Genomic DNA, 11,778 nt, shown 5'->3' with positions numbered 1-11,778 from the left:
GTTCCACGCCTTCCTTCAGGCGCGCGAATTTCTCGGGATCCGAGGACGGCGTCTCATCGTCGTTGCGCACATGTGCGTGCACGATGGTCGCGCCCGCCTCGAACGCCTCGTGGGTGCTTTCCACCTGCTCGGACACGGTGATCGGCACGGCGGGGTTGTTGGCCTTTTTCGGCAGCGATCCGGTGATGGCGACGCAGATGATGCAGGGTTTGGTCATGGGCCCTCAGATGTCGAAGAACACGGTTTCGCGATCGCCCTGCAGGCGGATGTCGAAGCGATAGACGGGGGTGTCGCCGCTGTCGTCGCGGGTGGCGATCAGCGTGTCGCGGCGATGGGGCGGGTCGATGCGGCCCAGAACCGGGTCGGCGTCGTTGGCCGCGCCCTCGTCGTCGAAGTAGAGCCGCGTGTTGAGGCCGATATTGATGCCGCGCGCCACGATCCACAGGCTGATATGCGGCGCCTGCCGGGCGCCGCTCCGGCCCGGTCCAGCGCCCGGCTTCACCGTCTCGAAGAACCACGCGCCGCTGTCGAAATCGGCGATGACGCGGCCCCAGCCGCGAAAGCCCTCTTCGACGGCGCCGCTGCTTTCGGGGTGGGCATAGACGCCGGCGGCGTTCGCCTGCCAGACCTCGATCAGCCCGTCCTTCAGCGCGGCGCCGTTGCCGTCGATCAGCCGCCCCTGAACTCGGATGCGTTCGCCCTTGGCGTTGGGCCCGGCGATGTCGCGGCCAAGCTCATGATCGTAGATCTTGATGCCCGTATCGCTGGGCACGAGACCGATATGGACGTAAGGCCCCGCGGTCTGGGACGCGGTTTCTGGAAGATAATTCTGCGGATCGCGCATGGCTCAGTTCCCCTCCAGCCGGTTTTCGAACAGGGTCGACCGACGCCCGCGCAGCACGATGTCAAAGCGGTAGGCGATGGCGTCGAACGGGATCGTCTGGTTCATGTCCAGTCGCGCCGTCAGCCTGTCGATGGCGGCTTGGTCCGGGATGGTCTGCACGATGGGACAGATCGGGATCAGCGGATCGCCCTCGAAATAGCACTGGGTGATCAGCCGCTGCGCGAAGGCGCTGCCGAAAACCGAGAAATGCACATGCGCGGGGCGCCAGTTGTTCACCTGGTTGGGCCAGGGATAGGCGCCGGGCTTGACGGTGCGAAAGAAGTAATAGCCGTCATCGTCGGTCAGGATGCGCCCGCAGCCGCCGAAATTCGGATCCATCGGCGCCAGGTAATTGTCCTTCTTGTGGCGATACCGCCCACCCGCATTGGCCTGCCAGACCTCGACCAACGTGTTGCGCACGGGCTTGGCTTCCTGGTCCAGAACGCGGCCGTGCAGGATGATCCGCTCGCCGATGGCGCTTTCGCCGGCGGCGGCGTAGTTCGTCAGCAGGTCGTTGTCGCCCTCGGCAATGTCGGAATGGCCGAATCGGGGCCCGGTGATCTCCGACACAGTATTTTCCAGCGAGATCAGCGCCTGCCGCGGGCTGCGCGCCACTGATGTCTTGTAGCCTGGCGCGTAGGCGGGCGGGTGCAAGCGGCGGTCGCGCATGTAGTATTCGGCGGGGGTCTTCATGGGGTATCGCCTTCCATCTCGGCAAGGGTGGCTTTGGCCAGCTTGATCGCGTGGTTGGCCTTGGGCACGCCGGCATAGACCGCCACGTGCAGGAAGGCCTGCATGATGTCGTCCGGGCTGGCGCCGGTGTTCCGCGTCGCGCGGACATGCATCGGGATTTCCTCGAAATTGCCGGTGGCCGCCAGCAGTGCCAGCGTAAGCATGGACCGTTCGCGGTGCGGGATCCTGGGATCGGACCAGAGCGTGCCCCAGGCCCCTTCGGTGATCATAGTCTGGAACGGTACGTCGAACGCGGTCTTTCCGGCTTCGGCGCGGTCCACATGGGCGTCGCCCAGCACCTTGCGCCGGGTCGCCATGCCGTCATCGTATCGCTCACTCACGCATGTCCCTCTCCAAGCCTCGTCTCATGCAAGCGACTTAGTATAATCATCAACGCATAAATATTGAAAATCAGCGATATTTGTATAACCTTAATATTATGAATTGGCCCAACCGTCTGCACCTCCGTCACATTCGCTCGTTCCTAGAGATCGCGCGCGTCGATAGCATCTCGAAGGCCGCCGACGCTCTGAACATCACGCAGCCGGCGGTGTCTAAGAGCTTGAAAGAGCTGGAGCAGATCCTGGGCACGGACCTGTTCGACCGGGTGGGGCGCGGGCTGCGCCTGAACGAGGCCGGGCGCATCTTTCAAGCACATGCTGCGGCCTCCATGTCCGAACTCATGCGTGGACACGACCGGCTGGCGCGCGAAGGCGGCGCGCCCTCGCGGCTGTCGGTGGGGGTGTTGCCCACGGCTGCGGGCGACCTTCTACCGCGCGCGGCACTCGCCTTCCGCGACGCGGTCCCGAATGCCACGCTTCATGTGCTCACCGGGCCGAACTGGCTGCTGTTCAACCACCTGCGGGACGGGGCGGTGGATCTTGTGGTGGGCCGCATGCCCGAACAGAACGCGGCCACCGGTGTCACGTTCGAGCAGCTTTATCTCGAAGACGTCGTGCTGGTCTGTCGTCCTAGGCATCCTCTTTTGCGGGCCCCGGCGCCCAAAAGCGCTCTGCCGGCCCATCCGCTGATCCTGCCGCCGCGTGGCGCCGTGATCTCGGCCACAGTCGAGCGGTATCTCGCCAGCATCGGCTTGCCAGGCCTGCGCGCGGCCATCGAAACTGTGGCTCTGCCGGTGGGTCGCAAGGTGGTGAGGATGTCCGACGCGCTGTGGTTCATTTCTCGCGGGGTGGTGGCCGACGATCTGGACGACGGCAAGCTCGTGGCGGTGCCGCTGCAATCGCCGCTGCTGTCGGGCCCCGTCGGCATCAGCGTATCGCGCGCGGCGCCGCTCAGCGTGCCGCGCGACATTTTCGTGGACTGCCTTCGCAACGCCGTGCACGGCTGACCCGACCGTCACCCGTGCAGCCAACCGTGCAGGCGACCGCCGAGCCACGGCACGATGAAGGCTGTGGTCAGCCCCGTTAGAATGACCACGACCAACAGCAGTCCCACGGGCCCGGGCACCCGCTCGGTCACCGGAGCCAGCAGCGCGACCAACAGAACCAATGCCGGATAGACCGCCACGATGCTGAGCACCCAACGCTTCCACAAGGGTGGCGGCGCAGGCGGGCTGGGCAGAGCGCTGATCGGCTCGAACCAGACAGATGCGCCTGCCACTTGCTGACGCGAGATGTCGGTGATCGCCATGGATTCGATCCGGTCCAGAAGCGCGTGCCGCTCGGGCGAGGCGCGCCAGCTTTCGACCGCGTCCAGGCTGTCGAACCGCGCAAGGATGTAGAAATCAGTGCCAAGCCCGCCGTCGCGGCGGATCACGTCGAGGCTGCGAAAGCCCGCGGCCCGCTCGATCCGGCGGTTCAGCTCGGCCAGCTGCTCGGCGCAGGCCGCCGCGTCGCCATGGGCCACGCGCAGCGACACCAGGAACACGCCCGGCGCGTCGTTCAGGACCTGGCTTTGCAGCATCGGCGCGGCTCCTGTCTGGCGGCCTGGCCATTTGGCCTTGGATCGCAACGGAAAAAGACCACCCACGCCTCCCGCGCGGGTGGTCGATCCTCGGGGGAGAGGGCGCCCTTTACTCGGCCGCCTCGGCGGTGCCGCCCGGCGCCACCAGCGTCCGCCAGTCGACTTCCTTCGGATAGACGCCCTCGTGTGACGCGATCTGCGCCTGCGGCACGTCGGACTCGGTGCCGATGGCCCGACCGCCCTCGGCCACCTTGGCGGCGGCGTCGGCCATCAGGCGGCGGAACTCGACGATGGCCAGGTCCGACGCGCCCAGCGTGTCGGTGTGGCGCTGCACACGGCTGCCCATGGACACCCACATGATGATGTCTTCGTTGGGGATGCCGTCGACGCCGGTGAAATGGCCTTCCTTCATCCGCTCGCGGTCCTGATTGAAGTCGTTTTCCAGCGTGTTTCTTGTGCGCCATTTGTGGTCCACGTCCTTGCCGGGCACCGCGTGGTTGAAGGCGCGCCATTCGTCGGTCGACGGCACGTTCGGCCCGCCGAAGGCCACGAAGTGAAACGCGGTTTCATCGTCATTGATTGGCACGATTACGCTGGCCACCTTGTAGTTGTTATTGGGCGGGATCAGCGAATAGTAGGGCGCAATGAATTCCGTAATGCGCAGGTAGTGATGCGTCTTGGCCTTCTTGATGGGCTTACGGATCGCGGCGTAGTGGAAGCCGTAGCTGGTGGTCTCCGTCTGCATCCGCGGCGATTTGTCGGTCGAGGGGCGATACCACGATTTGTCGTCCGCAGACGCGCCCTCGACCCGCGCGGGCTTCATCGTCGACGAATGCAGCGATGAACTGTGCGCGCTGTCGATCTGGCCTTCGTGGATCTGCGCCCAGTTGGCGGGGATGCGGATCTTGAGGATGGCCACCGGCGTGTCCTTTTCCGGCGCGAAGGCCGGGGGCTGGAATTCGGGTATGTTGTCCTTGTCGCCCAGCCAGGCCCAGACGAAGCCGCCCCATTCCTCGACCGGGTAGGACCGCGCCTTGATCTTGTCCATGAGCGGGCTGCCCTCGGGCTCGGAGGACATGGCAACCACGTTGCCGTCCACGTCCATCTTCCAGCCGTGATAAAGACAGCGCAGACCGCAATCCTCGTTCCGGCCATAAACCAGCGACGCCTTTCGGTGGGGGCAGAGCTCGTCCAGCATCCCCAGCCGGCCCTTGCTGTCGCGGAAGGCCACGTAGCTTTCGCCCAGCACCTCGACGCGCAGCGGCTTGCCGTCGGGTTCGGCCACTTCCTCCATCAGGCACACGGGTGTCCAGTGCTGGCGCATCAGCTGCGCCATGGGCGCATCGCCGGTGACGCGGGTCAGCAGTTCGTTTTCCTCAATCGTCAGCATTGCATTCTCCTCGGAGGCGATAAGACATTACAGGGATATACTTAGCCATCTAAGTTTTTATCGTCAAGATCGTCCGCGCATGCGACGTGATCAGGTGTTGAGCCACGCACCCAGCCGCCGATGCAGCGCGGGCAGGATCAACCCGGTGGGTCAGCGCGGTTAGGCAAGCCGCAATCAGAAACAGCGACAGAAGCGTGGGGATGTCGCGGAAGAGCGCCCGGAAGGCAAAGGCCAGCACCACCAGCGGCGGATAGACTGCGACCCTGCTGATCAGCCAGCGTTTCCAGAAAGCGGGCGCCGCCCATCCCTGAGTAATCTTATGGGCCACAATGAGCGGCTCCTGTGTTCTTTGGATCAAGCGGCCCGGCGGCAGGGGGTCTGCCCCGACGCCGGGCCGCGCGTTACTCGGCCGCTTTTACGTCGGTGCCGCGACGCATCAGAAACGCGTAGCGCACCCCGATGGCCAGAATCACCGCCATGCCGCAAATTGACACCAACGGCACCGGGAACACCGCCGCCACGGCCGCCAACGTCAATGCCAGCCTTTCCACCGTCTTCAGCGGCGTGCCCACCGAACCTTCGATCGAGATCGCGATAGCTGCCGTGGCCAGCACCCCGCCGAGAAGCGCGAAGGCATTGGTCATCGTGTCGCCCAGCAGCAGAAGGCCGGGGTTGAAGATGAATGCGAAGGGCAGAAGAAAGCCCACCGCCGCCAGCCGAACCGCCGAGAACGCGATCCGGAACGGATCCTCGTCCGCGATGGCCGCCGCGGCCAGCGCCGCGACCGCGATGGGTGGCGTCAGCGCCGACAGCACCGCGTAGTAGAGCAGGAACATGTGACTTTGCAGGATCGGATAGCCCAGCTTGGCCAGCGCCGGTCCGACCAGAACGGCGGCGAGGATATAGGCGCTTGGCGTCGGCATCCCGAGACCCAGAATGATCGTCACCACAGCCGCGATGACCAGCGTGACCGCCGGCTGTTCGCCGCTGATGGTGAGGATCACGTTGGCGGCCTTCATGCCCAGCCCGGTCATCGACAGCCCGCCGATGACCAGACCCGCCGCCGCGCAGGCACCCGCCACCGGCAGGATGCGCAGGGTCGTCTCGCCCAGCCCCTCGACTATTTGCCAGGGCGACAAGCGCGTGGCCTTCAGCAGGGTGGCAGCCAGCACCGCGCCCATGACGCCGATACCCGCTGTGAATGTCGGGGAATACCCCGCCATCAGCGCCACGACGATGCCGATGATCGGGATCATGAACACCCAGCCCACTCGGAAGGTGCTGGCCAGCGTAGGCACTTCATCCTCGGACGGGCGTAGATCGTCGCGCACGGCGCGGAAATGCACCTGCAAGAATACGCCGAGGTAATAGAGCAGCGCGGGCAGCAGCGCGGCCAGCACCACCTCCTGGTAGGGAACGGCAGTATATTCGGCCAGGATGAACGCGGCAGATCCCATGATGGGCGGCATGGCGCTGCCCCCGGTCGACGCTGCGACCTCGACGGCGCCCGCGAAGCGCGGGGAATAGCCCAGCCGCTTCATCACCGGAATGGTAATCGACCCCGTCGCCACCACGTCCGACGTGGGACTGCCCGACATGGTGCCATAAAGTCCCGACGAGATCACGGCGATTTTCGCAGGCCCCCCGCGCGACCGGCCCGTTATCAGGGCGGCGAGGTTAAAGAAGAACTCGCCTCCGCCGGCCTTTGATAGGAAGGTGCCGAACATCACGAAAAGGAACACATAGCTGGCGACCACCTGGATCGGCACCCCGAATACACCGTCGGTTGTGAAAACAAGGATATCCAGCAGGTAACTGAAATCGTCTATGCCGTGGCCGAAGGGCGGCGGCAGCATCGAGCCGAACTGGTTATAAAGCAGGAACAGGACCACCACCCCGGTGAGGCCCATGCCGGTGGTCCGGCGAGTCGCTTCCAGTGTCAGCAAAAGCAGCGCGGTCCCGAAGAACAGCTGCGCGGCGGTGAAGGGTTCAAGCAGGCTAATGCGGTCAGAAATCACACCGGCGTTCATGAAGAAGAAGACGCCGCAGACGAGGCTGAGAAGGCACAGCGCCCAGTCGTAGATCGGGACCTCGTCCCGGGCATTCGGCGTGGCTCCAATCGCGACAAACATGATGGTGTAGATGCCGCAAACGAACAGGATCCCCAGGATCAGTGGGTCGGAGATCGTAAAGAGATTCGCGTAAATGACCCAGGCAGCAAACAGCGCAGCCGCCGCCACTAAGGCTTTTTGCGAGCTGGCCGCAAGCTTGCGCCTGCGACCAGTGGCGACGAGCGATCCAATCAATTGATCAGGCCCGCGTTCCGATAAACGGCAGCAGCGCCGGGATGGAACTCCAGCACGCTGGTTGTCGCCAACAATTCAGGATTCAGCGCCGCCATCGAGCTATGCACGCCGCGCACCTCGTCGATGTTCTGCACCAGCGACGACGTAATCGACGAGGCGACCTCATCGGGCATCTCGGCGGTGGCAACCAACAGTGCACCCAGCGCAACGCTCGTCACGTCTGCGGTCTGGTTGGAATAGCTTCCAGCCGGGATCACCATGGTACCGGTACCGAACTCCGCGTTGGTTGCGTCGATGACCTCTTGTGGCACGCTCAACAACACGACGTCGCTATTCTGGTCGACGGCCCGGAAGGACGAGTGGTTGATGAAGATACCGTTGGTAATCATGTCGAGTCTCCCGTCCTGAATCAGATCGGCCTGCTCATTGGCGCCAGCCCGCACGAATTGACCGCCGTTCTGCGAGATCACGTCTTCGGTCACGCCCACCTCCTCCAGCATCGCCAGCGCGACGTTCGAGGTAATGTTACCCGACCGGTTGATACCGATGCGCAGCGGCGCGCCGCTTTCGGCGATGTCGGCGATGCTTTCCAGACCGTATTCCTCGGCGATGCCGCGCTCCACGAAGAAATGCATGGGCGCCCAGTTATACATGTAGCCGATGGCGCGCATGTTCTCGATAGGCGCGTTGAAGGGCTCGCCGCCCTCCAGGGCGATCTTGGCCTCGGCGTCGTGCAGCAGGCCCAGGTCGGTGCGATTGGCGCCCAGCAGGCCGATATTGGCAAAGCCACCACCGGTGGCCTGATAAGTGACCACCGAGTCGCCGTCATCCGCCTTCGCCGCGCGGTCGATGCCCGCGCCAAGTAGCGACCACAGCCCGCCGGGGTTACCGCCCGACAAGGTCAGGTTCACCGGTTCCGCTGTCGCCGCGCTTGACGACACGGCAATCCCCAGTGCCGCGATTAAAGCCGATAGTTTCATGCGTTCTCCTCCCAGATATGCACCCGCCACTCTAACGGGCTAGATGTGACTGACCACGTTCCCGGCACAGGCAGCCCGCCCGCACAAAAAACTTAGACTTCTATCTTGGTAGAGAAATGCATCGCTGTAGTCAATAAATTAGATATCTTAGTTTATGGTTTGGCCGGATAGGGACGCACGGCACCAATCCCCGCAATTTTTCGGCAATTCGGGAAGTATCAGGACCTGCGGGACTCGCGGGAATCACGGAGACGTCGCCCCGACGTCTCCGCCTCAGCCGTGCGAGCGGGTGGCTGGAACGCGGTGGCCCGCAGCGGCCGCGCGTTCCTCGTCGCTTTCGAGGTTGCGGATCACTGTGCTCAGCGCCCGGCGCAGCAATGCGACCTCGTCTTCGGTCAGACCGTCCACCGCAATGTCGTTGGTCTCGATCGCAAGGGGCTCCAGCCGGTCGCGCAGGTCGCGGCCCTTTTCGGTCAGGAAGGCGTGCTGACGACGCTTGTTGGGGCCCACGCGGCGGCGTTCGATGAATCCCAGCTCTTCCATGCGGATCAAGGCGGTGTGGGCCGTGGGCTCGGTCAGGTGGGCCTTTTCGCTCAGCTCTCGCTGCGAAAGCCCGTCATGGGTCCACAGAATTCTCAGGAAAATCCACTGGCCGAAAGTCACTCCCTCAGTCGTTAGCCGCAACTGCAAAGACCGGTTGAAGGACCGCGCGGCAAGCCTGATTAGACGCGCCAGGCGTTCATCCTGATAGACCTCGTTGCCGGGTTGCAGTCCGTCGCGATTTTCTTGTCCGTCCAAATATCCGTCCCCGGCCCAGTCGATGTTCCATCCAGACGCCACCACGTCGCGTGGCCGGGCGCCTTGACCTATAACAAGACAGAGTCCGGTTGACGGACGCGTGCCCTGAATTGGGCGGGCATCACTCCTGCGTCATGCCCTCTGTCATCGCTGCACTATAACCTTGGGCGATGCGAACGTCGACCACCACCGTGTCGCCAACTGCCACCCGATCAAGCGCCTGCGATAGCAGGTCGTCCAGCGCTTTGTGCCCCTCGACCGGGCCGAATGCCGTAGCGCCCTGCGCGCGGGCCATGGCCGCGATGTCAATGTCGGGCCCGGTGATCGCCTGGCCCACATGCTTGTTCTCAACGGGCCGATCGCGCATCCGCGCCACCCGCTCCTGGTGCACCTCGTCGTTGAAATAGGACCGGTTGTTGGCCACCACGATCAGCATCGGCACCGAATGGTGCGCCGCCGTCCAGATTGCCGTCGCCCCCATCAAGAAATCGCCATCGCCCAGCACTGCTACTGGCAGCCGGTCCGCTCCCTGCAGCGCCAGCGCCGATCCCACCGCCATGCCGGGCCCCGAGCCGATGCCCGCGCCCCCATCATAGCCCAGATAATCCAGCGGGCCGCGGAAATCGCACTTGTCGCCATTCCAGCTGAGCGTCAGGCGCATCAGCGTGGCGTCGAGCCCCGCCAGCCGCGCGCCCAGGTGATCGGCCAGCGTGTCGATGGTGACGGGCCCGGTATGCGCCGCCGCATCGAACGCCGCCACCGGGGCGGGCAGCACGGTTTCCCCCTGCCCCGCTATGCCGGCGGCCTTGCACAGCGCCGCGATCACCGCGTCGGGATCGGCCAGCAGCGACATGTCACTTTGCGGTTGCGCCTGGTGGTCCAGTGACCAACCGTTCTGCAATAGGGGCTCCAGTGTCACGTTCACGATCTTCGTGGCGGCGGTATGTACTCCCGCCTGCCGCATGGTTCCCGCCGGATCTACCCAATCGAACGAGACCAGCAAATCCGCCCCGGCGATGACTTTTGACGCGTCGGACGACAGGAAGTAGCTGGGCGCGCCCGCGTGCAATGGGTGTTTCGTCGGGAAGGCGGCGGCGGTCTTGATGTCGGTCACGACACGGGCCCCGAAAGCCTCGGCCAGCGCGACACGACGGTCCCAGTCAGCGCCACCGCGCGACACCCGACCCATGAGGAAGACGGGCCGTTCCGCGTCGCGCAGCATCCCCAAGATGCGATCGGCGTCTGCCGCGGCCACCTGCGGCAGCTGCGGCACCGGGTGCTTCGCGGCATCCGGCAAGGCGGGGAGCGCGTCGATCTCCTGCTCCTGCACGGTCACGTCGAAACAGACATAGGTGGGCGCCTTGGGCGCGGTTTGCGTGATCGTGGCGGCGCGCTGCATCGACGTCAGAGATGCGGTCAGCGATGCGGGCTGATCGTCCCATTTCACGTAAGGTCGCACGATGGCCGCCTGGTCGCGCGAGGTGTGCAGCCAGTCTATCCAGGGTCGCCGCTTGTCGGCATCGACCGGCCCCGTCGCGCCATAGACCAGCATCGGCACCCGGTCGCACCACGCATTGTAGAGCGCCATCGCCGCGTGCATCAGACCCACGTTTGCGTGCAGGATCACTGCCAGCGGCGTGCCCGTCACCTTGGCCCAGCCATGCGCGATAGCGACCGCGTGTTCCTCGTGCAGGCACAACAACATCTGCGGGTCTCGGTTGCCCAAGTCGTTCACCAGGCTGTCATGCAGCCCGCGAAAGCTCGACCCCGGATTCAGCGCGACAAACGGCACTTCCAGGTGCCGCAGCATTCGGCCGATGGCGTCGCTACCATAGAGCTTGGTGACGTTACAGGTCACAGGCCGGTCCAGGTCGTCGCGCATTCTCGTCGCCTTTCCTGTCGCCCGGCTCATTGGCCGGACAGGTTGATGTGGACGTTCTTTTCATGGGTGAAGGACAGCAATTCGCCGATGCCCTCCTCGCGGCCGATGCCAGACTGCTTGACCCCGCCGAAGGGCGCGCCCAGGAAATGGCGTCCGACCTCGTTGATCCAGACGAACCCGGCCTCGACCCGGCCCGCGGCGCGGTGGGCGGTGGCAAGGTCGCGGGTCCAGATCGCGCAGGTCAGGCCCACGTCCAGCCCGTTGACCTCGGCCAGCATGTCCTTCTCGTCCGACCAGCGGCGCACGGCCAGCACGGGGCCGAAGATTTCCTCTCGGGCGATGCGCATGTCGGGCGTTACGTCGGCGAATATCGTCGGCGCGATGAAATTGCCCTTGGCCAGATCGCCGTCGATGACCGCGTGCCCGCCCGCGACCACGCGCGCGCCTTCGGCCTTGCCGCTGTCGACATAGGACATCACCCGGTCGAAATGGCCCCTCGACACCAGCGCGCCCATTGTCGTTTCGGGGTCCGTGGGCAGGCCGGGGCGATAGCGCTCCACGGCATCCGCCAACCGCTCCACCACCGCGTCGTGCAGGTCGTCGTGCAGGAATGCCCGGCTGGTTGAGCCGCAGGATTGACCGCACCAACCGAAATTCATGCCCGCCACGATGGCATCGGCCACCTTTGCGGGGTCGCTGTCGGGATAGGCGATAAGGGCGTTTTTGCCACCCAACTCCAGAAGCACGGGTTTCACGGTGGCGCTGGCGCTGCGCATCACCGCCTGCCCCGCGCCCACGGACCCGATCAGCGTGACCTTGGCCACGTCCTTGTGGCTGGCCAGTGCGGCGCCCGCCTCGGTCCCGCCGGGCAGCACGCTGAAGAC

13 protein-coding genes are annotated in these 11,778 nt (G+C 64.8%); 1 reads left to right on the top strand and 12 read right to left on the bottom strand.

Going from position 1 to position 11,778, the window contains the following annotated elements; genetic code table 11:
• The 4 genes from A3764_RS11805 to pcaC form a co-directional block, all read right to left on the bottom strand.
• A partial coding sequence (locus A3764_RS11805) for a 3-keto-5-aminohexanoate cleavage protein (protein WP_150120640.1) occupies positions 1-217 on the bottom strand: 217 nt, incomplete at its 3' end.
• 6 nt (positions 218-223) lie between these two features.
• Entirely contained in the window at positions 224-844 is a 621-nt protein-coding gene (gene pcaG, locus A3764_RS11800) for a protocatechuate 3,4-dioxygenase subunit alpha (RefSeq protein ID WP_067920622.1), read from the bottom strand.
• A gap of 3 nt (positions 845-847) precedes the next feature.
• The gene (gene pcaH / locus A3764_RS11795) at positions 848-1,576 is read right to left on the bottom strand and encodes a protocatechuate 3,4-dioxygenase subunit beta (RefSeq protein WP_067920619.1); all 729 of its coding nucleotides are present in this window, start codon (positions 1,574-1,576) and stop codon (positions 848-850) included.
• Positions 1,573-1,956: a 4-carboxymuconolactone decarboxylase gene (gene pcaC / locus A3764_RS11790; RefSeq protein WP_067920617.1), complete on the bottom strand. Its 384-nt coding sequence runs from the start codon at positions 1,954-1,956 to the stop codon at positions 1,573-1,575. Before pcaC ends, pcaH begins: the two co-directional genes overlap by 4 nt.
• A 98-nt stretch (positions 1,957-2,054) precedes the next feature.
• On the opposite strand from pcaC, the gene pcaQ reads away from it, so the two are divergent.
• Positions 2,055-2,963 carry a pca operon transcription factor PcaQ gene (gene pcaQ, locus A3764_RS11785; protein WP_067920615.1) on the top strand — a complete coding sequence of 303 codons (909 nt, stop codon included), beginning with the start codon at positions 2,055-2,057 and terminating at the stop codon, positions 2,961-2,963.
• 8 nt (positions 2,964-2,971) lie between these two features.
• On the opposite strand, the gene A3764_RS11780 is transcribed toward pcaQ, so the two are convergent.
• The 8 genes from A3764_RS11780 to A3764_RS11745 form a co-directional block, all read right to left on the bottom strand.
• Positions 2,972-3,538: an antibiotic biosynthesis monooxygenase gene (locus A3764_RS11780; protein WP_067920613.1), complete on the bottom strand. Its 567-nt coding sequence runs from the start codon at positions 3,536-3,538 to the stop codon at positions 2,972-2,974.
• Between the two features lie 109 nt (positions 3,539-3,647).
• The gene (locus tag A3764_RS11775; protein WP_067920611.1) at positions 3,648-4,928 is read right to left on the bottom strand and encodes a Rieske 2Fe-2S domain-containing protein; all 1,281 of its coding nucleotides are present in this window, start codon (positions 4,926-4,928) and stop codon (positions 3,648-3,650) included.
• A 49-nt stretch (positions 4,929-4,977) separates the two neighbouring features.
• Positions 4,978-5,256 carry a hypothetical protein gene (locus A3764_RS11770; RefSeq protein WP_067920608.1) on the bottom strand — a complete coding sequence of 93 codons (279 nt, stop codon included), beginning with the start codon at positions 5,254-5,256 and terminating at the stop codon, positions 4,978-4,980.
• 73 nt (positions 5,257-5,329) lie between these two features.
• Positions 5,330-7,168, bottom strand: a complete 1,839-nt coding sequence (locus tag A3764_RS11765) for a TRAP transporter permease (RefSeq protein ID WP_236628178.1) — start codon at positions 7,166-7,168, stop codon at positions 5,330-5,332.
• A 62-nt stretch (positions 7,169-7,230) separates the two neighbouring features.
• Positions 7,231-8,214: a TAXI family TRAP transporter solute-binding subunit gene (locus A3764_RS11760; RefSeq protein ID WP_067951616.1), complete on the bottom strand. Its 984-nt coding sequence runs from the start codon at positions 8,212-8,214 to the stop codon at positions 7,231-7,233.
• A 273-nt stretch (positions 8,215-8,487) separates the two neighbouring features.
• The gene (locus A3764_RS11755; protein ID WP_236628177.1) at positions 8,488-9,012 is read right to left on the bottom strand and encodes a MarR family winged helix-turn-helix transcriptional regulator; all 525 of its coding nucleotides are present in this window, start codon (positions 9,010-9,012) and stop codon (positions 8,488-8,490) included.
• Between the two features lie 121 nt (positions 9,013-9,133).
• Positions 9,134-10,894, bottom strand: coding sequence for a thiamine pyrophosphate-binding protein (locus A3764_RS11750; RefSeq protein WP_067922466.1), 1,761 nt, complete (start codon positions 10,892-10,894; stop codon positions 9,134-9,136).
• Between the two features lie 26 nt (positions 10,895-10,920).
• A partial coding sequence (locus tag A3764_RS11745) for an aldehyde dehydrogenase family protein (protein ID WP_150122150.1) occupies positions 10,921-11,778 on the bottom strand: 858 nt, incomplete at its 5' end.

Source organism: Sulfitobacter sp. HI0129 (genome assembly GCF_001635395.1).
Taxonomy (GTDB): Bacteria; Pseudomonadota; Alphaproteobacteria; order Rhodobacterales; family Rhodobacteraceae; genus Sulfitobacter.
Note: the sequence above shows the minus strand (reverse complement) of the source record. Positions and strands in the feature narration are given on the sequence as shown.